This window comes from Pseudomonas sp. MF09150 (genome assembly GCF_059862355.1).
Genome location: NZ_JCBCUS010000015.1, coordinates 16441 through 37024 on the forward strand (window position 1 = coordinate 16441; position 20584 = coordinate 37024).

Annotated in this window: 22 protein-coding genes; 14 read left to right on the plus strand and 8 right to left on the minus strand. The window is 57.1% G+C overall.

Going from position 1 to position 20584, the window contains the following annotated elements; genetic code table 11:
* Window position 1: 1 nt before the first annotated feature.
* The 6 genes from AC19YX_RS32495 to AC19YX_RS32520 all read right to left on the minus strand — a co-directional run bounded on the left by AC19YX_RS32495 (window position 2) and on the right by AC19YX_RS32520 (window position 5127).
* Window positions 2-1156 carry a restriction endonuclease subunit S gene (locus AC19YX_RS32495; RefSeq protein ID WP_500607861.1) on the minus strand — a complete coding sequence of 385 codons (1155 nt, stop codon included), beginning with the start codon at window positions 1154-1156 and terminating at the stop codon, window positions 2-4.
* Entirely contained in the window at window positions 1153-2724 is a 1572-nt protein-coding gene (locus AC19YX_RS32500) for a type I restriction-modification system subunit M (protein WP_500607862.1), read from the minus strand. The genes AC19YX_RS32495 and AC19YX_RS32500 overlap by 4 nt, the downstream gene beginning before the upstream one ends.
* 92 nt (window positions 2725-2816) lie before the next feature.
* Window positions 2817-3020 (minus strand): helix-turn-helix domain-containing protein, encoded by a 204-nt coding sequence (locus tag AC19YX_RS32505; protein ID WP_150749605.1) that lies wholly within the window; start codon window positions 3018-3020, stop codon window positions 2817-2819.
* Between the two features lie 95 nt (window positions 3021-3115).
* Window positions 3116-3475 (minus strand): hypothetical protein, encoded by a 360-nt coding sequence (locus AC19YX_RS32510; RefSeq protein ID WP_500607863.1) that lies wholly within the window; start codon window positions 3473-3475, stop codon window positions 3116-3118.
* Window positions 3476-3596: 121 nt separating this feature from the next.
* Window positions 3597-4565, minus strand: a complete 969-nt coding sequence (locus AC19YX_RS32515) for a YagK/YfjJ domain-containing protein (RefSeq protein ID WP_500607864.1) — start codon at window positions 4563-4565, stop codon at window positions 3597-3599.
* A gap of 328 nt (window positions 4566-4893) precedes the next feature.
* On the minus strand, window positions 4894-5127 hold the full coding sequence (locus AC19YX_RS32520) for a helix-turn-helix transcriptional regulator (RefSeq protein ID WP_500607865.1): 234 nt from the start codon (window positions 5125-5127) through the stop codon (window positions 4894-4896).
* A gap of 538 nt (window positions 5128-5665) precedes the next feature.
* Between AC19YX_RS32520 and AC19YX_RS32525 the strand changes: the two genes are divergently transcribed.
* From AC19YX_RS32525 to AC19YX_RS32535, 3 genes are all read left to right on the plus strand, one after another.
* Entirely contained in the window at window positions 5666-6487 is an 822-nt protein-coding gene (locus AC19YX_RS32525) for a hypothetical protein (protein WP_500607866.1), read from the plus strand.
* A gap of 602 nt (window positions 6488-7089) precedes the next feature.
* The gene (locus AC19YX_RS32530; RefSeq protein ID WP_500607867.1) at window positions 7090-7467 is read left to right on the plus strand and encodes a hypothetical protein; all 378 of its coding nucleotides are present in this window, start codon (window positions 7090-7092) and stop codon (window positions 7465-7467) included.
* A gap of 172 nt (window positions 7468-7639) precedes the next feature.
* Entirely contained in the window at window positions 7640-7963 is a 324-nt protein-coding gene (locus tag AC19YX_RS32535) for a DUF2388 domain-containing protein (protein WP_078469740.1), read from the plus strand.
* An 89-nt stretch (window positions 7964-8052) separates the two neighbouring features.
* On the opposite strand, the gene AC19YX_RS32540 is transcribed toward AC19YX_RS32535, so the two are convergent.
* Window positions 8053-8370 (minus strand): hypothetical protein, encoded by a 318-nt coding sequence (locus AC19YX_RS32540; protein WP_500607868.1) that lies wholly within the window; start codon window positions 8368-8370, stop codon window positions 8053-8055.
* Between the two features lie 243 nt (window positions 8371-8613).
* On the opposite strand from AC19YX_RS32540, the gene AC19YX_RS32545 reads away from it, so the two are divergent.
* Window positions 8614-9342 (plus strand): helix-turn-helix transcriptional regulator, encoded by a 729-nt coding sequence (locus AC19YX_RS32545; protein WP_500607869.1) that lies wholly within the window; start codon window positions 8614-8616, stop codon window positions 9340-9342.
* A gap of 1 nt (window position 9343) precedes the next feature.
* Here AC19YX_RS32545 and AC19YX_RS32550 read toward each other — a convergent pair whose 3' ends face one another.
* Window positions 9344-10024 (minus strand): acyl-homoserine-lactone synthase, encoded by a 681-nt coding sequence (locus AC19YX_RS32550; RefSeq protein ID WP_201129393.1) that lies wholly within the window; start codon window positions 10022-10024, stop codon window positions 9344-9346.
* A gap of 441 nt (window positions 10025-10465) precedes the next feature.
* On the opposite strand from AC19YX_RS32550, the gene AC19YX_RS32555 reads away from it, so the two are divergent.
* The 10 genes from AC19YX_RS32555 to AC19YX_RS32600 are packed head-to-tail and all read left to right on the plus strand — an operon-like array spanning window position 10466 to window position 20510.
* The gene (locus AC19YX_RS32555) at window positions 10466-11734 is read left to right on the plus strand and encodes a beta-ketoacyl-[acyl-carrier-protein] synthase family protein (protein ID WP_242487583.1); all 1269 of its coding nucleotides are present in this window, start codon (window positions 10466-10468) and stop codon (window positions 11732-11734) included.
* Between the two features lie 2 nt (window positions 11735-11736).
* A complete protein-coding gene (locus AC19YX_RS32560) occupies window positions 11737-12519 on the plus strand; it encodes a MaoC/PaaZ C-terminal domain-containing protein (RefSeq protein ID WP_078469737.1) in 783 nt (260 codons plus the stop codon).
* A gap of 20 nt (window positions 12520-12539) precedes the next feature.
* Window positions 12540-12806, plus strand: a complete 267-nt coding sequence (locus AC19YX_RS32565; RefSeq protein ID WP_078469736.1) for a phosphopantetheine-binding protein — start codon at window positions 12540-12542, stop codon at window positions 12804-12806.
* 36 nt (window positions 12807-12842) lie between these two features.
* A complete protein-coding gene (locus AC19YX_RS32570; protein ID WP_078469735.1) occupies window positions 12843-13742 on the plus strand; it encodes a diiron oxygenase in 900 nt (299 codons plus the stop codon).
* Entirely contained in the window at window positions 13739-15262 is a 1524-nt protein-coding gene (locus AC19YX_RS32575) for a phytoene desaturase family protein (RefSeq protein WP_500607870.1), read from the plus strand. The genes AC19YX_RS32570 and AC19YX_RS32575 overlap by 4 nt, the downstream gene beginning before the upstream one ends.
* A complete protein-coding gene (locus AC19YX_RS32580) occupies window positions 15259-16098 on the plus strand; it encodes an alpha/beta hydrolase (protein WP_201129390.1) in 840 nt (279 codons plus the stop codon). The genes AC19YX_RS32575 and AC19YX_RS32580 overlap by 4 nt, the downstream gene beginning before the upstream one ends.
* Window positions 16099-16134: 36 nt before the next feature.
* Window positions 16135-16890: an SDR family NAD(P)-dependent oxidoreductase gene (locus AC19YX_RS32585; RefSeq protein ID WP_020299952.1), complete on the plus strand. Its 756-nt coding sequence runs from the start codon at window positions 16135-16137 to the stop codon at window positions 16888-16890.
* A gap of 39 nt (window positions 16891-16929) precedes the next feature.
* The gene (locus AC19YX_RS32590) at window positions 16930-18435 is read left to right on the plus strand and encodes a phytoene desaturase family protein (protein ID WP_078469732.1); all 1506 of its coding nucleotides are present in this window, start codon (window positions 16930-16932) and stop codon (window positions 18433-18435) included.
* Between the two features lie 44 nt (window positions 18436-18479).
* On the plus strand, window positions 18480-18851 hold the full coding sequence (fdxA, locus tag AC19YX_RS32595; RefSeq protein ID WP_020299954.1) for a ferredoxin FdxA: 372 nt from the start codon (window positions 18480-18482) through the stop codon (window positions 18849-18851).
* A 21-nt stretch (window positions 18852-18872) separates the two neighbouring features.
* Window positions 18873-20510 (plus strand): phytoene desaturase family protein, encoded by a 1638-nt coding sequence (locus AC19YX_RS32600; RefSeq protein WP_078469731.1) that lies wholly within the window; start codon window positions 18873-18875, stop codon window positions 20508-20510.
* The last annotated feature ends 74 nt before the right edge of the window (window positions 20511-20584 follow it).

Consider the following 20584-nt stretch of genomic DNA (forward strand, 5'->3'; position numbering starts at 1 on the left):
GTCAGGCAGCTTCCTCTTCTTGTTTTGGAAAGCGCAATAACAAATCGCGATAATACTCGTATTGTTTTTGGCGCAATTCGATTTCGCGGGGCAAACCTTCGCTGATGGAGTTTGTGAGTGCGTCGAATTTATCCAGAATGGCGACGATGCGAATTTTTTCTTCAGGCGAAGGATTGGGGATTTTAATACTGTTTAAATTCTTTTGATTTAACTTTGGCTGAGCTGCCCCCGAAATGTAAGGCGTTAAGTCGATACTGTTTAGGTAATACTCAACATATCGACGCTCAGCATAAGTTTTGAATTTTAGTATGTGCGCATGATTATTTACCCAGCTTTTCCCACTGATACTAAACGCTATTGGAGTGCTCCTGGCTACCAAATTTGCGCCATCTTCTGAAACCAGTAAGAAGTCACCGTCAAAAATATAGTCTTTTACATAGTCAACAATTCCAGATGCGCCGTAGTACGGAATATCTCCAGTCTCTCGCAATCCACTTGTTACGGGTTTTCGCATTGAATCAAGGTTCTCTGCAAGCTCACCCAAGGGTGGCCACTCGACTTCCCCATCTTTAAAGCTCAGCAACTGGTCGCGGTAGTAGTTGTATTGTTTTTTGCGGGCGGTACGCTCGGCGGTAAGCTCGGCGGTATGGGCGGTAAATGCGTCCAGAATACGGACAATTTCGGCCTGGATCTCCAGCGATTTTTGGGGGTTGTCTGAGCAGGGGATGGGTAGAGGGATCTTTACCATCTCCCCTTTTGTCAGTTTCGACCTGTCTTGGTTTGGCAAGTAAGGAATGAAATCAACAACACGCAAATAGTGGTAGAGAAATTTAGTGTTCAGTCCTCGCTTACCGCGTACAACATGAACATGATTATTTGCCCAAAATTTCCCAGACGCGTATTGAACAGAGTAATTCTCAAGGCTTGCTGAACCGTCCTCAGCAATCAGCACATATTCGCCGTCATGGGTATATCCATCCACGTAGTCCTGGATGTTGTTTGCGCCGTAATATGGCGTCTCCCCGAGCACACGTAGCGAAGCTTTTACTGGCCTTCTTGCAGCATTCGCTACTTCAACAAAGCGCTCATCCCCCAATGCCGTCCATTCCACAGCAACGCCACCCAGCAGCTTTTCCAAGAAGTTCAAGCTGCTCATGCCTCCAGCTCCTTGCCTTCAATCTCCGCGACGATGGCATCAATGTCTTTGCGCAGTTGGTCGATCTTCGCGACGGTTGTTTCCAGCTCGGCATTCAGCTCCCCAATATTCACCACTTCGCGGGTGTCTTTGGCTTCGACATAGCTGCTGGCCGAGAGGTTGTAAGCGTTGGCGACCACCTTCTCAAAGGGGACGGATTGGGCGAAGTGGTCCAGATTCGCCTTACTGTCGAAGGCCTGCATGATCTGTTCGATGTGCGCGTCCAGCAGTACGTTGTTGTTGGTTTCCTTTTTGAACAGGGCGCTGGCGTCGATGAACTGGGTGGTGGTGTCAGTCTTGTGCTTGGAGAGCACCAAGATATTCACGGCGATGGTGGTGCCATAAAACAGGTTGGGCGCGAGCGAGATCACGGTTTCGACATAGTTGTTATCCACCAGATACTGGCGAATTTTCTGCTCGGCGCCACTGCGATAGAAAATACCGGGGAAGCAGACGATGGCGGCGCGGCCTTTGCTTGAGAGGTAGCTGAGCGCGTGCAGCACAAAGGCAAAGTCGGCTTTGGATTTAGGCGCGAGCACGCCGGCGGGGGCAAAGCGGTCGTCATTGATCAGGGTGGGGTCGTCCGAACCCTTCCACTTCACCGAGTAGGGCGGGTTGGAGACGATGGCGTCGAAGGGTTTGTCGTCGCCAAAATGCGGGTCGATCAGGGTGTCGCCCAGCTGGATGTTGAATTTGTCGTAGTTGACGTTGTGCAGGAACATGTTCATCCGCGCCAGGTTGTAGGTGGTGTGGTTGAGTTCTTGCCCATAAAAACCGTCGTCAATGATGTGCGCGTCAAAATGCTTTTTGGCTTGCAGCAGCAGCGAGCCGGAGCCGCAAGCTGGGTCGTAAATCTTGTTGACGCTGGTTTGCTTGTGCATGGCCAGTTGGGCAATCAGTTTGGACACATGCTGCGGAGTGAAAAACTCGCCACCGGATTTACCGGCATTAGCGGCGTAGTTGGAGATGAGGAATTCATAGGCATCGCCAAACAGGTCGATGTGGCTGGCGTCACTCTTTTCATAAAACGCATGGCCAAAATCCAGCTCGGCCACGCCCTTGAGCACGTTGGCCAAACGCCGGTTTTTGTCTTTGACGGTATTGCCGAGGCGGTTGCTGGTGGTGTCGAAATCGGCAAACAGGCCTTTGATGTCCTGCTCGGAGGGGTAGCCGTTGGCGGAGTTTTCGATTGAGGCAAAGATGGCGGCCAGATCGGTGTTCAGGCTTTCGTTGGTGTTGGCGCTGGCAACCACCTTGGCAAACAGTTGGCTGGGGTAGATGAAGTAGCCCTTGGTTTTGATGGCATCGTCTTTGATGTCTGCGGTGATGACGCTGTCGGGCAGTTCGGCATAGTTGACGCTGTCGTCACCGGCTTCAATGTAGTTGGCGAAGTTTTCGCTGATAAAGCGGTAGAACAGCGTGCCGAGCACATACTGCTTGAAGTCCCAGCCATCGACGGCACCGCGGACATCGTTGGCAATGGCCCATATCTGGCGTTGCAAAGCGGCGCGTTGTTGGGTGCTGGTCATGATTTTCCTTGTTAACTTTCTAAGTTTCAGTCGTTTGTTGGATGCCGTTAAGGCGCTTGCTGTGTGATCCGGATCTTTGACAGCAGTGCTGTCTATGCTGGCACCAGCTCAAGCAGGTCGCCTACTTGACACTCAAACAGTAGGCACAGCTTCTCAATGGCTTCCAGATCCACTTTCTGTGCTGTTTCTTTGTAGAGCAGGGTTACTGTGGCGCGGCTTAGCCCTGCTTCTCTGGCAACATCAGCAATACGCATCTTGTGCTCACCCATCATGCGGGCGAGGTGGCAGCGGATCATGGCTGTGCCCCCTAGCAATTTGTCTTCTCACGAAACCCCGAGAGTAACGCGACGCTCTTCTTGGCGCGACATTTTGTTAGTCAAACTCAAATTTTTCAATAAAAAACAACTTTTATCGGTTTTTGGCTTGTATGGAAATTGAGCGCGAAGTCGAGCCCAAGCCCAAGCAGGAGATCCGCTCCAGTTGCTATTCGGCAAACGCCTTCGTGGGCTAGCGAGGTGCAACAGCAGCCCGACACTGAATGCATTATCGGAATGCAGCGCGTGACTGAGGGCCAGGCTGGCGAGTTCGGATGTTCAACCGCATCCACATCAAACCAAAGTGGTGCCGGTGCCAGCCCTTGCGCACGATCAGCTACTGACAGGTTCTTGTGCTTACCTGCCAGGCGTTGATCAAAGAAATGATGCAGGCATTCATCAAGAGTACGGCCCTTGCTGAGTTCTGGCCGATTCAATTCGTACTCCGACTGGTAGTGCTGTCAGCAGCGCTCTACTTTCTACCATCCCGCAGCGCCCATATCAGCCTTGAGTCATGGCCAGAGTCTTAACCATCGGCAGGCCTGAGCTCCACCAGCATCACCAGCGCCGGCTTCCCCCTTTCTTTACCTGCCCCTTTCGTAGGCAACGAGCACCCACTGGTTTGAGTCGTAGATGCTGATCATTCTTGACCAGGTAACGCATGGCGTGGTGCACGTTAGCCCGTGCATTCAGATCTCGCCTATGGATTAGGCCAATTCCTAGCCTGTCTTGGTATGTGTCTTTGTCGAGGTTGCAGTTGTTGTAGCAGCCTTGGCCACGAGTAATACGCTCCCACAGTTCTCCGATCCGCTTAGCCTTGTGGATATCGGCACTCACCTCCGCACCATTGAAAAAGAAAGCAGCATGGATGTGATACCCCCGATCCTCGCCTTGCTCAACCCTGCATATGTAGCCGGTCTCACTTTCAAAAATCAGGTTACGCTCACGCTCAGCAATCAGCCTACGCAGGTCATCGAAGACGCGCTCGACACGCAACCTGGCTTGCGCCTCTGCGCGGTAATACAGATCAACCCTAATCACGCAGGTACGAGCGTAGCGTTCAAGCACAGCATCAACGTAACGACTGACTTCGATTTCCTGCTTAATCGCTTGGTGACGCTGATCGTGTTCACGGCGCGTATATCGCTTTTTGCTGAGAAGCATTCGGATGTGCTTGGTCAATTCGTTCAACGTCTCACTGGTGCTCAGATAGCGCGTTTCGCCCTCGTTCAAGCACGTAATTCCGCATGGGCTTAGCTCAACTCCAATGGACTGGTAGGCCTCTCGAAATAGGTTCAAGTGCCAGCTGTACTGGTACTCCTCGTTGCATTCGAGCAAGGCGACCATCTGTTCGATCCCATAGAAACATTTTGACAGCCGGGTTGCAGTGACCTGCTGATCCCCGAGCTTTGAGTAAGTGATGCGGAAGGCTTGGCTATCTGCACGCTGAATAGCGTTGATGAGTCGCTCAATCCGGATAGCGATATTGGACTGCGAAGGATAGGTGTAGCCGTGTAGTTGGGTCATCGTTGTGCACCTGATTGGTTGTGGGCATATCAGGTGCGTTGAGTGTATTTATTGAATCGATGACCTATTCCACTGGCTGGGTAGTAGTGGATGCACAGCTATCAGCGTTCATGCTATTGAATTGGTATGGATTGATAGTCTAGAGCTATATAACTAGATCCCGCCGAAGCCCCAGTAGCTATTCCAGCCTAGCAAGAGAATGGGGAGCAACATTGCCTTGCCAGCCGAGGGAATTCGCAAATACCTCTTGGGGGAGTTAGCTGAGAATGCTTGGCGCACAAGCCGGCATAAACGCCATGACCAGCCAAAGCCAGTCATGGCGCAAAAGCTAGTTACTACTGACCACTTCAAGACGGCTCGTGCGGCTTGGGACGTCTGAAGCTAAATCGCGCTCCTCGATCCTGGCGAGTATCCAATCACAGACCTCGCTGTAGACCCAGCCGACACAGCGGTTACCAAGTGAGACTGGCAACGGAAACGTACCTTCCGCGATGTATTTGTAGATGGTCGACCGGGCCAGACCAGTCGAGTCGATGACTTCTTTTAAACGGATGATCCTCATGAACGGGGCTCCTCGTATTCGTTCAGAGGATCTGCGGAGGTAGTTAGAAAAAACCTGAAGCAGTGGATTCCGAATGACACCAGCTTCCTGACTCGACAATTACTGACGTAGCGCATGACAACGCTCCTGTCAGCACACCCACGAACTCAAGTGCGTCACCAGCCTATTTTGGATACACCCCGACTCGTATAGTCCGGTCGAATTCGCTTTCATTCCCAAACACTCCCCCCCGACCAGCAGCGAAACTAGCTTGGCTTGTGGCCAGCTTTTTGCGCATTCGGCCGGTCACCTTTGCGCTCCATTTGATCAGCTCGGTCGCCTTCATATGGCAATAGAAGATCATGGTTGCCGCTGCTGGAGCTGCTTCCACGTTGAACGGAACAGCCCGTGCATCACATGCAAGAACCATCAAGCCACGCAAAAGCACTAAAATCTCGGCAGTTCTGTATTTTTTACATCTATAACGCATCTATTTTTAAATCTATTAACATGCTAAAAACATTCTATAAAACATCTATATATACTCAAGGTTAAAGGCGTGGACGACGAAAGCGAAATAGCTCAGGCACTTAGGTTCAATTTGAGGGAGCTTGCTTGGCTATGGCATGAGCTGGCTAATGATGGAGTTGACTTCGATGAGTGCCGCCTCAACAGCTCCGTCATGCGCCTTCAGATTTCTAAGCACCTGACCCGTGGCGTAATGAGGAATCTTGAGCACGCCAAGGACACTCAGTTTCTACTCGACGATGACTTCCGATGGATCGATAAAGATGGGAGACAGCCGGCCTGGCTTGTACGAAAAGCCCTGCAAGCCACAGGCAAAATTCGACTTCCGCAACCGATCGCAACGCTGCTGATTCGGCAGCAAGTCATTTCTATTTTTGATATCTGGGAGGCCCGCTTAAGCGACAAGAAAATGCTCTTGAGTGATCTTGAGCATGAGTGGCGTGAACACCTACAGCACGACAAGCTATTCAGCTGGTTTAAGGGAGCGGACGAGCAGGCAAAATGCTCAATGGCTTGGGAGTGGCTGGAGAAATACCAGCCTCAACTTACGCGGCGCGCGCCCCCTTTGGGGTGCTATAGCGAGCTACTGGACTTTTTCGACCTTCGAGACATTACCCCAGGTGAAAAAGAGCTCTTCGTTGCCAAAATAAAGCGGTGGTGGGGCACTCGAAAGACACGGGAGAATTCGCCCACTAAGAAGCAGTACAATTTTGTACTCACCAACGATGTCAATACCGCCCTCGATAAGCTTGCCCAAGGGCATGAGATATCCAGGACGAAAATCCTAGAGAGGCTCATTCTCAACGAAGCAGATACAGGACTGCACCTTGGTCAGACTCTCCGGAAGCGTTAAATCAGAGACTGGTATTCCAAACGGTATTCCATGAAAAAATTAAACCAGTGTTTTTACAACAAAATCATATATTTACATTTCCTGTTCAGATTACCCCGGCCCACCAAACAAGCTACACAAATCAGGCACTTAGCGTTTATCGCAAGTGCCTTTTTTGTGCCTGAATGGATGGTTTTGGCTCGGTTATGCCAGCTTAATGACAGTATTTGTATTGGGTATGTAGTGCCACAACAAGTCGGCCCGACTTGATTGGCACGCTGGGTGTCCCGTTTTTCCAACACGAATCGAGGTCATGCTAATTTTTGCGACCGCGCTTGAAGGTCCGCAGGTAAACGCCCTGCCGTAAGCCTGGGAAGCCCGCAGAGCAATCTGCTTTTACTAAGGCTGAACAAAACGATGCCCGCAACTGAACCTTGCGGCTAAGCGAGCGCATCAATTGGGCTTTGAGGTACGCGTACAGGCGTGCTCTCGATAAGTTTGCCTAACCATGGAGAGTGCCCGGCGCCCATCGCGAACTCCTGGGCAAGCTATTGACTTGACAGGTGGCTTATAGCCATATATTTGCTGCATGCCGCTTGGCTTCGATCTGTGAAGGGAAAATCATGAAATCACTTTTGCTCATTCCGGCGCTGTTTTCACTTGCGGTATCAGCAGCTGAGACACCTACGCCGCCGGGACCAAATCCCATGCAGTTTACAGGACGCGTTTTTACGCTTGCCGCAAACGACCCGCTGGAGCAAATCAAACCTCCTGCAAAAATTGGATATACCGCATTGGTTCTGGATGAGCAGAAGACCGTTCGGACCGATATCGGAAATGTAGTCACTGCAGATCGTGTGCAGTTCGCGTTAGACGACGGAGAAAACTTGCCGAATGGAACCAGGGTGACGCTGGATTGTGGCTTCGTCATGGGAGCCGAGACTCATCACCACTTCGAGCCGCTGGTTTGTGGCCAAAGCAAGTTGACTGTATTGCGATAGAAGCCGCTATCCCGCTACTAAAGTTCGGCTTGACCAGGTTGAAGGCCTGGGAGTCGGACTGATACGCTACCGATCTGTGTTCTGTAGCCCGCCACTGCGCGGGCTTCTTGTTTCTGGCGATACCCTAATTTGCTATCGTCGCGACCTCGGAACGCAATGGAAGCAACGAAGAATGGATTCATGGAAGATTATGGCTGCCGCCCTTACGTTATCGATCAGCGCTCATGCCACTGAGCGGTCCGATGATTCCTATGAAAAATCGATGATCATGATAACGCTAGCCCCAACCACGGTCCTTTCCGCAACCACCGGGTTTTCTGAGCTGGCTGCTAAAAATTTCAAACCTGCAAAAGCCGACGCACTTGCGTTCGTCGGTTCAGATGGCGATATTCGCGGCGCTCAGTTTGAGCAAGCAGTGCGGTATTACCGTACGACATACACCCCGCCATTGATGACCGACCAACAACTGGCCCTGGCGATCGCTACTTCATTCTGATGTAGACCTCCAAACTGTCCACAGCCACAGGCCTCTTGTTTCTCATACCAACTCACCCCACCGTCCAGCGCCCCACATCCCCGTCTTGTTCAGGGGACGATGAGCGAAATGAGGGCGCGGCTGAAATCGGTCTGCTGGCCGGCTTCCAGGCGCACTGGGCGTTGCGGGTGGTCGAAGCGAATGTCCATGGCGCTGGCGGTGGTCGCGATAAAGATCGCCGATATTCTGGTGTGGATTGTTAGGGAGGTGCATGGGACTTTTGTTGCTGGAGGCATGAGGCAGATGACCGAAAGATGAGCAAATTTTGTTAAAAATTCACCAGCACAATCTGAGCGGAACAGCTCGGCAAAAATCACCGAACCTCGAGCAGAAATGCTCCGGCTTTGGATCAAGGCAGCGTTTTTCAATCTCAACCAGCAAGGTTGTTAAAAGCAACTGTTTACTTCAATCGTTTTCTAAACAAACCGTCTAGTTAGTCTCGTCGATTTATATTAGGCCTTGGTCGAATACCGTCTGTCCGGTTGTACCGGCATTAAACGCCTTGTATGTCAGTGGCATGTACGTACTTGCTCGGCGCAATGAAAAATCTTGCATTGTCTTCAATGTTTGAGCAAAGTTCGCTTAATCCTGATGGATAATGAGCTCATGACATGGATAGTCAATTTAAATACGCTGATTTCGTCCCAGTCGACGAAGGTCATTCAAACGTCTGTTTACAATCTGAACTTGAAACGCAGCTGGGGGAGCTGCAAGGGCTAAGTTATGCCTACTTTGCCGTTCCTCGTAATCGTGAGGCGGCGCCTCTTATTGTTTCAAACTACCCCTTGCCCTGGCTCAAAGCTTATAAGGACGCCAGCTATCATTTGATCGACCCGATCATTCATCACGCGCTTAAAAGTTGCGCGCCCTTTTCCTGGGATGATGCATTGCAGAGCCCGTCCTGTGAAAAGAGCCGGGAGTTTTTTCGCCGCTCCACTCAGCACCGAATCTGCTCCGGCGCCACCTTTATCCTGCATGACCCCTGCGGCCTGTTCAGTTCGTTGAGCCTTTGCAACAAAGGGCCGCAAGCCGATTTTGAGCGACGCATGGCCGACCAGGAAGCGCAGATCCAGATGGCGTTGATCCGCTTTCATCGCCGGCTGCTGAGCCTGCGAACGGTCGATGAGTGGTTTGCCAAGCTTCAGAGCGGGCCGCTTTCGGCCAAGGAGATGGCGGTGCTCAAGTGGGTGATGATGGGCAAGTCCTACCGGGAAATCGCGCTGATCTGCGCGATTTCCGAGCGGACGGTAAAATTTCACATGTCCAACATCGCCGGCAAGCTACAGGTCTGCAATGCCAAACAGGCGGTTTATGAGGCTCAGCGCCAAGGCATCCTCTGATTCAGGCACTGACCCGCTCGGGCACATCGAGCGGGCTGTCGCCAGCCTGCAGAGGGCGCGGCCACAGGCTGGCCTGTGCCGCTGACAGGGGTTGCTTGCGCGCAATAGTGGCCAGCAGGCGTTGGCGATTCAGCTCGTTGACCGGCATGTCCAGCAGCAGCACTTTTTCCCCTGGCGAGGCTTCGCCGGTATCCAGCACGTCGTAGTGCCAGCCGGCGTTGCGCACGATCCGCCCCATGGCGTTGCTGACCACAGTGATGATCGACTCCAGGCCCTTGGCCGCGGCGTAGTTGTGCATGCTCAAGAGCAGCATTTCGGTCAGGGGGACCTGGGCCAGGCCGTGGTGGCGTGAGCGGATCTTGTCTACGAAGAAGCGACTGGATTCGGCCATCAGTGCATGCTTTGGCGGCTCGCAGCGGAAAAAATCACGGAACGGGCCTTCGACCATATAGGGGTCCAAGGTGTTGATCAGCCGCAGGCCGGCCAGGGGAATGCCCTCCCAGGTGCCGATCAGGTAGGTGGTGCGCTCGTTGTCGTATTCATCGAACTCGATGCCGTTGTTTACATTGACCTTCCAATTCAGACGGTCGGCGAATACTTCCTTGCGCAGGCCATACAAGTCAGCGACCCAGGCATGGGGCGTCGCACTATAGTCAAGCGTGTAAAAATCGATAGCGTTCATATTATTAACGTTCTTCCATGAATGTAGTACTTAAGTACTAAGTAGAGCGATGGGTACAGGAGCGCAAGGCATTAACTTCCGCACATCGAAGATAACCCCCAACGACTTTCCTTAGTTTATCAATATCCGTTCAGTAGCGACCTGTACCTTAGTGCAGTTGGCGCCTGCGCACTTTGATTTTAATCACCTATCTGTACCTAGATACAGTTGTCCTGCCCTGGCAATTACGACAACTTATGCCGGGCAGTGGTTAAGCCCGGATGACGCTGCACGCTGAACTTTCAACATTGGACGATTGTTCTAAGTTGCCGTCATCGCTTGTAATTGAAAGTACTCCATCTGCCTCTATCGCCAACTATGCCAATGACAGTCTGAGTGTCTGGATCAGGCTTCTTCATGCTGTGCGGCATTCAAGCCAAAGACATCGAAACAGGGAAGATCATGGAAAAGTCTGCTTCTTCAGAACCGCGCCGGGTCGTGGTAACCGGTTATGGCGCCATCTGCTCGCTTGGCGAGAATGCCGACGCTATCTGGGACGCGATGATGGATTACCAGGTGGGCTACCGTCAGCACACCTTCGATGATCCGAGCATCCACGCCCGTTACTTTGGTTTTATCGATGACTTCGGGCATGCGGCGATGCGTCCGTTTTCGAAGAAAATCTCCAAGATGTTGCCGCTGTTCGCCAAATACAGCCTGGTGGCGACCCACGAGGCGATCCGCATGGCGTTCGGTGATACGCCCCTGGATGAGATCGTCTCGCCCTTCGATCGCGGCGTGATCCTGGGCACCGGTTGGGGCGGCCTGGACACCGCCAACAGCAATAACAACGAATACCGTGCCCACGGCATCTCCACCTCCTTCGCCACGGTCATGTCGATGTGCAATGCGGCCACGGCCGGCATCACCATGAACTGGAACATGCGCGGTATCCAGAACAGCCCGGTGGCGGCCTGTGCCACGGGCACCATCGCCATCGGCGAAGCGTACGAGGCGATTCGCAGCGGCCGCGCCAAGGTGATGATTGCCGGTGGCAGCGAGTCCCTGAAAGAGCAGTTCAACGTGTGGTCGGTGGATGTCATCCAGGCCCTGAGCAAAGAGCAGGAAAACACCCGCCTGGCCTGCTGCCCGTTCAGCAAGGGCCGCAGCGGTTTCGTGCTGTCCGAGGGTGCGGCGGTGCTGTGCCTGGAGGACTACGAGTCGGCCCGGGCCCGGGGCGCGAAGATTCTTGGCGAGATCACCGGCTACGCCAACTATTCGGATGCCTACGACATGACCGCCCCGGCCGAAGACATGCAGGCACGGGTACGGGTGATCAATGAGGTCTGCAAGCAGGCCGGCGTGCAGGCGGCGCAGATCGACTACATCAACCTGCACGGCACCTCGACCCCGCTCAACGACGTCAACGAAACCCGCTCGATCAAGCTGGCCCTGGGGGACGCCGCGTACGGCATTCCGATGTCCAGCACCAAGTCCTACACCGGCCACCTGATCGGTGCTGCCGGTTCCATGGAAGCGGTGTTCTGCCTCAAGGCCATGGCCCGCGGCACCATCCCGGCGACGATCCACATGGATCAGGCCGACCCCGAGTGCGACCTCAACTACGTGCCCAACGAGCACCTGCATGGGCAGAGCCTGAACAACGTGATGAACCTGAGCTTCGGCTTCGGCGGCGCCAACGCCGGCATCATGCTGCGCAAGGTGGTTTGAGCATGCAGTTGCAATTTGCAGCCGAGCAGATCGAGGCCTGGGCCGGCCTCTCCGGTGATCGCAACCCGATTCACTTCGACCTGGAAGCGGCGCGCCGCATGGACGCCGCCGATGTGGTGGTGCACGGCATGCTCGCGCTGCTGCCGGTCAAGCAGCGCATGGGGCGCGTCAACCCGGTGCTGCCCCAGGACTGGATGCAGTTCAAGGCGCTGCTCAAGACGCCGGTGCTGCGCGACAGCCTGGTCGCCCTGTCGACCCGCGAGCGCAGTGACAGCACGGCATTCAAGTTGCAGTCGAGCATCGGCAACAGCGAACACATGATCGGCCACGTGCGCATCGTCGACGCGCCGCTCTGGTCCTCCAGCACTGCGGGCTTTCTGCTGGTCAGGGAGGAAGTGACGGCCTGGCTCGCGGAATTTCGCCAGGGCCTGGGCCAGGGTTTCGATGATTGGGTCGCGCTCGATGCGCTGATCTTTTCCCACTTCATTCGCAACCACATGGGGGTGGTCTTCGACTCCCTGTCAGCGCAGTTCCGGCAGCGGGAAAGACCAAACCGGCTTGAGGACCTGTCGGACCTGCTGGTGGTGCAGACCAGCCACCAGATCAACTTCTGCACCTCGCTGCGTTCCCTGGGCGGGTTGCAGACCGATATTCGCTGTGAGATCGGCAACATCAACCTGATCGAAAGCCCCGGCAAGGCCGTGGGCACCCTCGATCTTGGGGTGCATGTCAGCGATCGCCACGTCATGACCATCACCCTCGGGCTGATGGCAAAAACCCTTTAACCCCACCAAGGAGCTGTGCAATGACCACCGTAGAGAAAGTATTTGCCGTTGTTCGTGACCTCATTCTGGAACTCAAGGACGTCGACGAAAACGATGTGACCCTCGATACCCAGATCGAATCGATGGCGTTCGACAGCCTGGACTTCGTCGAGATGCAGCTTGTGGTGCAGAAGAAGATCGGCGTGGCGCTGGATCCCGACTCGTTCGCCAGCCGCCAGATCGCCACGTTGCGCCAGCTGTGCGAATTCGTGGTCGAGGTCAAGGAATCGGCCACCGCACCTGCCTGACCGGCAGATCCACCGTTACCCATTAGGAGCAAGGGAATGTCCACGCTGACCAATAGTGTGCTCACCATTTCAGAGGCAAGGGAATCGAAGGTCCGCAAGCTGAGTGAGGTCTCGCATCACAAGACCATGGACCACGCGACCGTATTGCCCTGGAACCAGGAAGTCGATCGCAGCCTTTATCCCAAGGACCCCGATCATCTGTGGATCAATGGCACGCGCTTCTGTGAAGGCCTGAGCGAGGCGCAGAAACTGGAGCTGGCCTGGCTGGAAACCGGCCGTGATATCTCCATGTTCATCTGGCTGGAGCAGACCATTCCGTCGTTGTACATGGGCTATATCACCCAGTTCCACGATCGGATCTCCCAGGACCTGCAGGAGTACCTGATGATCTTCTCCAAGGAGGAGATCGTGCACACCCTGACCTTCAAGCGCTTCATGGTCAAAGCCGGCCTGGAGATCTGGAACCCGCCGGTAGGGCTCTACGAACTGCTGACCGTGACCCTGCCGAAAATGGAGCCGGCGGTGGGCGTGCTGTTCACCCTGCTGATCGAGTGGGTGGCGGAAATGGGCGCGATGCACACCTCCCAGGGGCCTGGCATTGAACCCATGACCCGGACCCTGTTCCGTGAACATCACCATGACGAGGCCCGGCACATCGCCTTCGGTCGCTGGATCAGCGAGTCGTTCTTTGAAACGGCGAGCGCGGAATCCATCGCCCAGGTGAAAGCCATGAGCCGTCGGATCATTCCGGCGCTGATCGACATGTTCACCTACAACCCGGAAATCGCCCGGCACACGTCGTTCGAGTTCCCGATCGCGATGGACGACAAGGCGAAGATCGAAGAAGTCTGGCGCTCGGACAACAACGCCCGGATCAACGATGTGCGTTTCACCGAGATCTACGCCTGGGTCGACAAGCTGGGGTTGCGTCAATGAGCCAGCCGTCCTGGGACGCGATTTTCGTCGGTGCCGGGATCACCAGCCTGGCCTGTGCGGCCATGCTGGTCAAACGTGACCCTGGGGTACGCCTGCTGGTGATCGACAAGCATATTGTCGTCGGCGGGTATGCCTCCACGTTCAGCCGACCGAAGCAGGAGGCGGTGTTCGATTGCAGCCTGCACAAGCTCAGCGGCATGGCCGAGGGCGGCAACCTGATCCGCATCCTGCGCAGCCTCGAGCTGGAGGACACGCTGGACCTGGTCTATCCCGAAGACTACTTCTGCGCTTACCAGGACGGCACACCCTTGCCCCTGGCCAACGATGTGGACGACGCGCAACAGCAGTTGCTGGAGCGCTTTCCCCATCAGGCCGAGGGCATTGCGACCTTCTTCGAACAGGTTCGGACTTACGGGCGCAACGGCTATTACCAGTTCCAGATGCTGGAAGGCACCTTTGAGCCGGACATGGCCCAATTGCGCTTCGCCCATCGCCACCTGAAGCAGAAGACCGTGCGCCAGGCGCTGCACGAGCTGTTCGACGACCCGTACCTGATCGAGATCCTGGCGGCGCCGGGCATCTACGTCGGCGGCTACTCGGAAGACCTGGGTTACCTGTACTACCTGCATGTGGTGTACGCCACCCTCAACCGTGGCAACGCCTATGTCAGGGGCTCGTCGCAGCACTTGTCCAACCTGCTGGCGCAGCGGATCGAGCAGGCCGGTGGGCAGGTGCTGCTCAGCACGGCGGTCGATCAAGTGCTCACCGACGGGCAAGGCAGCGTCACGGGGGTCAGCACCAAGCGCGGCGTGTTCCATTCGCCGCGGGTGTACATCAACGCTTCACCGCACTACGCGGTGCAGTCGCTGTTCGCGGCGGATGTGGAGCTGGCCCCCACGCGGGAAAAACTCACCGCGCTGAAACCGGCCCGCTCGACCACCACCGTGTACCTGGTGACCGACCTGCCACCGGCGCAACTGGGCTTGCTGCACAGCGAGTCGATGCTGTTCCCCGGGGACCCGGGCGCCGGCGCCGAGCTGCGCATGGCTGCCGAGCGCAGCGGTTATGAGGCGGCGCTCAGTGAGCGGGCCTTCTGGGAAATGTCGCCGGTCGAGGTCACCAACTATCACGCCCTGGACCCGGCTGCGGGCCTGGTGGTGTGCATCAACGTGCTCGACTCGATCGCTCATTGGCCGCAGCGCCGTACCGAGCAGTACCGGGCCAAGAAACAGCGCGCCGGCGCCGTCCTGGTGGAGCGTCTGTTGAGCCAGGTGCCGGGGTTGCGCGGGCATGTGCTGCATACCGAAGTGGCCACGCCCCACACCTATGTGCGGTTCACCAACAACACCGACGGTTCGGGTTATGGGGCGATGGTGAGCACGGACCTGAGCGGCCATGTCTTCCATCACGGCTTCCCGGTGCAGGGCGTGCAGTTCCTCAGCGCCTGGGTGGCGGGACCCAGCTACGAAGCGGCATTCGGTTATGCCGAGATGAAGGCCAGACAATGGAAACGAGCATGAGCAAAAACGAGCAATCGACGGGTTGGCTGGGTGTGGCCATTTCCAAACTGTTCATCCGCACCATGTTCCGCCAGGTCCAGGGCTGGAAGCGCGACGTCCCGAGTCGCGCGGCAGGTTTTGTCGAAGTCGCGCGCGACGGCAGTCGGCTGGAGGGGGCGTCCCTGCGCACCACCGTCATGCACCCTCGGGGCGTGGTGCTGTTGTGCCACCCGTTCCTCAAGTACGGCATGCATTACTTCTTCGAGAACAAGCTGGACCAGGCGTTTCTCGACCAGGGTTATCACGTGGTCGCCTTCAACTTCAAAGGCTTCGGCCGCAGCACCATCGGCGGCCACGCCTTTGCCGACGATGTGCTGGCCATTGCCCGACGGGTGCAGCGGGACAACCCCGGCCTGCCCATCCACCTGGTGGGCTGTTCGTTTGGCGGCTATCACCTGTCCCATGCCCTGGCGCGGGATACCACGCCCTTCACCTCGGCGGTGCTGGACAGTGTGCCGGTGTCGGTGCGCAGCTATTTCACCCGTGGCCCACTGCGACTGGCCATGCGCTGGATCAGCGGCAGCCGCCTGGCAGTGCCCACCGGAACCTGCGCCATCGACCACTCGTTGCGCGGCGTAGGCCGGCTACCGATCGCCTATTTCTACGGCCTCGACGACCGCTTTATCCCAGCGGCCAGCGTCGCGGGTCTGAGCCTCGATTGCGCGGCGCTGCACTTGGTCGGTTTCGAAGGCTGTCGCCATCTGGAAAACCACAAGAAGCATCGGGACCGCTACTTCGAGGAAATCTTCGATTTCTTCCACCGTGCAGAAGCTAAAACACCCGTCGTGCCCGCGTAACAACGGCAAGGACCATCAGGCTAAAGGATGTAGATCATGGATGTTCAGCAGGCTTCAAACGGTAAATGGGTGCTGGTCAGTGGCGGCAGTCGCGGCATTGGCCGCGCACTGGTTTCGTCCCTGGCCCGGGAAGGGTATCAAGTCGCGTTCACCTACCAGTCTTCGGCCGACTCGGCACGGCAACTGGAGCAGGAAGTGGCGGCCAGCGGTGGTCTGGCCCACGGCCACGCCTGTGACGGCCGCGATCATGGGTCGGTCGAGGCGGTGTGCGCACAGCTGGTGGAAACCCTCGGCGAGCCCTACGGCTTGATCAACAACATGGGGGTCACCGGCGACCAGTTGCTGCTCAAGTTCGACATCGAGCGTTATCGCGATGTGATCGCGACCAACCTCGATTCGGCGGTGTATTTCAGTAAATGCCTGGCGCCGGCCATGGCGGCCGAGCGGCGCGGCAAGATCCTGCACATGTCCTCGGTCAGTGGCTTCAAGGGCAACAAGGGGCAGTTGAGTTACTCGGCGACCAAGGCGGCGATGATCGGCATCACCAAGACCATGGCCCTGGAACTGGCGCGCTTCAAGATCAACGTCAACGCCATCGCCCCGGGGTTCATTGCCACCGAAATGGTCGAGCAGATCGCCGACCCGGTGCGCAAATCGATCACCGACACCATTCCCCTCAAGCGCTTCGGTGAAGTGCGTGAAGTGGCGGCCCTGGCCAGCTTCCTGCTGTCGAACCAGGCCGACTACATCACCGGCCAGACATTCGTAATCGACGGCGGCCTGACGGTCTGATTGAGCTGTCCCGATCCGGCCGCAGAGCCTGGAGATGTAATGAGTCAAGAATACGATACCGTTTTCGTCGGCGCGGGCCTTGGCGCGCTGGCGAGTGCCAGCCTGATGGCGCAACGCGGCCAGAAGGTACTGGTGGTGGAAAAACACAATGTACCCGGCGGTTATGCCAGTAATTTCCGGCGCAAGGATTTCAACTTCGATGTGTCCCTGCACTCGTTCGACGGCGTGGTGCGTGGCGCCGAGTCGTTCAATGTAATCGAGGCCTGCGGCGTGGCGGACAAGGTCGAGTTTCTGCATCACCCAACCCTGTACCGCTATCGCTCGCAAGACGTCGACATCACCGTCGGGCACCGCGACCTGGAAGGCTACAAGCGCGAGTTGTTCCGCTTCTTTCCCGAGGAAGTCGACAACATCAATCGCCTGTTCGACGAGTCCCAGCGCAACTACAAGGACCTGTGCGGCTTCCTGTATTCGCGCAAACCGTTCTGGATGAGGCTGATGGCCACGCCCCTGGTCTATCCGCGGGTGCTCAAGTATGGCCACGAAACCGTGGACCACTACTTCTCGCGCTTCACCACCAACGAACGCCTGAAGGAAGTGCTGTCGGCGCAGTGGAGCTACTACGGCCTGCCGGCCAAGGACCTGGCGTTCGGCTACTTTTCCTACCCCTTTATCGACTACCTGGAAAACGGCGGCTACTCGATCAAGGGCGGCTCCCAGGCCCTGTCCAATGCCCTGGTGGAAGTGATCGAGCAGCACGGTGGCCGGGTCGAACTGGAGTCGGCGGTGAACCAGATCGTGATCGAGCGCGGGCGCATCAATGGCGTGGTGACGCGCAAGTCCGGCCGGGTCAAGACGCGCAATGTGGTGGCCAATATTTCACCCCATGCGGTGGTAGCCCTGGCCGGCGAACAGCACTTCGACGCCAAGTACCGTTCGCGCCTGCGCCGGCTCAAATTGTCGGTGTCCGGGTTCCAGGTCTACCTGGGGCTCGATTGCCCGCTCAGCGAGTTGGGCGTGGGCCCCGAGGAGTACATCCACTTCTTCGCCCCGGAGAAAACCCAGAGCGAACAGTTCGAGCACATCCAGGCCGGCGAGCTGCATGGCGACAACACCAGTTGGTCGATCAACTACTTCTCCAACGTCGATCCGTCGATGGTCCCGGCCGGCAAGTCGAGCCTGGGCCTGTTCACCCTGACGGGCGCCAAGGAGTGGCTGTCCCTGGACAAGCTCGACTACCGGCGCAAGAAGCAGGAACTCACCGAGCTGCTGATCGCCAACGCCGAACGGGTCATTCCCGGCCTGAGGCAGCACATCGAGGTCTGCGAAAGCGGCTCGCCCCGGACCATGACCAAGTTCACCCATAACCCGGCGGGCGCGATCTACGGCTTCGAGCAGAACACCCGGCAATCCGGCCTGTTCAACCGTTTCCCGCAGAAATACCCGGTCAAGGGGCTGTACCAGGTCGGGGCCTGGACCTTCCCGGGCGCAGGCTTCATCGGAACGATGCTGTCGGCGCGGTTGTTGGTCGACCGCTACTTCTGAGTGGCGCCCTCCCCCTGTCAAACCCGACTTTTACGAGACACACCATGACCTACGTAGTGACTGACAACTGCATTCAATGCCGCCATACCAGCTGCGTCGATATCTGCCCCGCGGATGCTTTCCACCTAGGGCCGAACTTTATCGCCATCAACCCCCAGGAGTGCGTCGACTGTGGCCTGTGCCTGCCGGAGTGCCCCGAGGAAGCGATCCAGCCGGAGAACCAGCTCGATGACAGCAACCGGCATTTCATCGAACTCAATGCCGAGCTGGTCCAGCACTGGCCGGTGATCCTGCAACGGATCCCGCCCCTGGCTAACCACGAACACTGGAGCCGCCAGCCGAACAAGCTGCCCCACCTGATACGTGAGGCCGAGGCGGTCGACCCGACCCGCGACCACCACCTAGCCCATGCCTGATGTGCGACTGGAACCTATCCCATGCAAAGCTTTGATCGATTCAAAACCCTAGAGAGCGACACCTTTGACGTAATCGTGGTCGGCGCCGGCATCGGTGGCCTGACGGCGGCGGCAACCCTGGCCAATCGCGGCAAACAGGTGCTGGTGCTCGACATGCACTATGAAATGGGCGGCTGCGCCACGGTGTTCCACCGCAAGGGCAAGGACTACGAGTTCGATGTCGGCCTGCACTACATCGGGGACTGCGGCAAGCACGGCCTGATTCCGCGAATCCTGCGCGGCGCCGGGATCAATGACGGCGAAATCAAATTTATCGAGCAGGACCCGGAGGGCTTCGAGACCCTGTGCTTCCCCGCCTTCGAGTTCGCGGTGCCCCGTGGTTATGAACGCTTTCGCGAGAAGCTGCTGGAGGCCTTTCCCGAGGAACGGGCGGGGATCAACCGCTACTTCAAGATGCTGCAGCAGGTCTGGGACTTCATGGGCATCCACTCGCGGCCGCTGACCGCGCTGTGGGTGCTGCCACGTTCGTGGATGCTGATGCGCCATGCCAAATCGACAGTGGAGCAGTTCCTCGACACCTGTACCCAGAACCAACGCCTGCGGGCGGTGCTGACCGGGCAACTGGGGGTCTATCACCAGCCGCCAAGCCGCGCGACCATGGCCGGCCATGCGGCGGTGGTCAACCACTTCCTGCAGGGCTCCTACTACCCTTCGGGCGGCGGCCAGGTGTTCTCCGACAAGCTCGGCGAAGTGGTCGAGCGCAAGGGCGGCAAGATCCTGTTGCGCTCCAAGGTCGAACGCATCCTGATCGAGAACGGTCGCGCGGTGGGCGTCGAGTTCAGCAACAAGCACCTGGGCAAGCGGGTGGTCAAGGCCGACTCGGTGATCTGCAATGCCGACCTCAAGCAGTCCCTGCTGGGCCTGATCGGCCGTGAACACCTCAAGCCGCAGACCGTGCGCCGCGCCGAGCAATTCGAAATGTCACCGGCCATGGGCGTGGTCTACCTGGGCATCGACATGGACCTCAAGGCCATGGGCCTGAAGAACACCAACTACCGCCTCTACCCCGGCTACGACTACGAGAAGGCCTACCGCGACGTGTTCGCCGGCGAGTTCCCCGACGAGCCCCATCTGTTCATCGGCAACGCGACGATGAAAGACCCGGACAACCCGGCCATCGCCCCGCCAGGCATCTACAACCTGCAACTGATGTCGGTCGTGCCCTCCACCCCCCACAGTTGGGGCGTGACCCAGGCTGAGCTGGACGATGGCAGCTACCGCACCAACCCGGCCTACCTGGCGAAGAAAGACCGCTACGCGCGCCAGCTGATTGCCCTGGCGGAGCGGGTGATTCCGAACATGTCGGCGCACATCGTGTATCAGGAGGTCTCGACCCCGTTCTCGGTGACGCGCTTTATCGGCTCCGAAGGCGGCACCTCCTACGGCCTGGCCTTTACCCCGGAGTACTTCCTGCACAACCGGCCGGGGGCCAAGACCGAAATCCGCAACCTGTACCTGTGTGGCGCCTCTACCCGTACCGGGCACGGCATCTTTGGCGCCATGACCGGCGGCGTGGAAGCGGCCGCGGCGGTGTGCGGGCGTCACGTGCGTTACCAGGTGATGGACGTCGGCACCCGCGCCGAAGCGGCAACCAGCTGATCAAGGGGCTACCCTGAGCCCTGGCGAAGCAACGCCTCGGGGCTCAGCGTGGCCCTCGGGCCTCAAGGAGCGAT

Bases quoted from the DNA above. Each gene is read 5' to 3' on its own strand.
- AC19YX_RS32495 (WP_500607861.1), bottom strand. From the start codon at position 1,156: ATGAGCAGCTTGAACTTCTTGGAAAAGCTGCTGGGTGGCGTTGCTGTG.
- AC19YX_RS32500 (WP_500607862.1), bottom strand. From the start codon at position 2,724: ATGACCAGCACCCAACAACGCGCCGCTTTGCAACGCCAGATATGGGCC.
- AC19YX_RS32505 (WP_150749605.1), bottom strand. From the start codon at position 3,020: ATGATCCGCTGCCACCTCGCCCGCATGATGGGTGAGCACAAGATGCGT.
- AC19YX_RS32515 (WP_500607864.1), bottom strand. From the start codon at position 4,565: ATGACCCAACTACACGGCTACACCTATCCTTCGCAGTCCAATATCGCT.
- AC19YX_RS32520 (WP_500607865.1), bottom strand. From the start codon at position 5,127: ATGAGGATCATCCGTTTAAAAGAAGTCATCGACTCGACTGGTCTGGCC.
- AC19YX_RS32530 (WP_500607867.1), top strand. From the start codon at position 7,090: ATGAAATCACTTTTGCTCATTCCGGCGCTGTTTTCACTTGCGGTATCA.
- AC19YX_RS32535 (WP_078469740.1), top strand. From the start codon at position 7,640: ATGGATTCATGGAAGATTATGGCTGCCGCCCTTACGTTATCGATCAGC.
- AC19YX_RS32545 (WP_500607869.1), top strand. From the start codon at position 8,614: ATGGATAGTCAATTTAAATACGCTGATTTCGTCCCAGTCGACGAAGGT.
- AC19YX_RS32550 (WP_201129393.1), bottom strand. From the start codon at position 10,024: ATGAACGCTATCGATTTTTACACGCTTGACTATAGTGCGACGCCCCAT.
- AC19YX_RS32555 (WP_242487583.1), top strand. From the start codon at position 10,466: ATGGAAAAGTCTGCTTCTTCAGAACCGCGCCGGGTCGTGGTAACCGGT.
- AC19YX_RS32560 (WP_078469737.1), top strand. From the start codon at position 11,737: ATGCAGTTGCAATTTGCAGCCGAGCAGATCGAGGCCTGGGCCGGCCTC.
- AC19YX_RS32565 (WP_078469736.1), top strand. From the start codon at position 12,540: ATGACCACCGTAGAGAAAGTATTTGCCGTTGTTCGTGACCTCATTCTG.
- AC19YX_RS32570 (WP_078469735.1), top strand. From the start codon at position 12,843: ATGTCCACGCTGACCAATAGTGTGCTCACCATTTCAGAGGCAAGGGAA.
- AC19YX_RS32575 (WP_500607870.1), top strand. From the start codon at position 13,739: ATGAGCCAGCCGTCCTGGGACGCGATTTTCGTCGGTGCCGGGATCACC.
- AC19YX_RS32580 (WP_201129390.1), top strand. From the start codon at position 15,259: ATGAGCAAAAACGAGCAATCGACGGGTTGGCTGGGTGTGGCCATTTCC.
- AC19YX_RS32585 (WP_020299952.1), top strand. From the start codon at position 16,135: ATGGATGTTCAGCAGGCTTCAAACGGTAAATGGGTGCTGGTCAGTGGC.
- AC19YX_RS32590 (WP_078469732.1), top strand. From the start codon at position 16,930: ATGAGTCAAGAATACGATACCGTTTTCGTCGGCGCGGGCCTTGGCGCG.
- fdxA (WP_020299954.1), top strand. From the start codon at position 18,480: ATGACCTACGTAGTGACTGACAACTGCATTCAATGCCGCCATACCAGC.
- AC19YX_RS32600 (WP_078469731.1), top strand. From the start codon at position 18,873: ATGCAAAGCTTTGATCGATTCAAAACCCTAGAGAGCGACACCTTTGAC.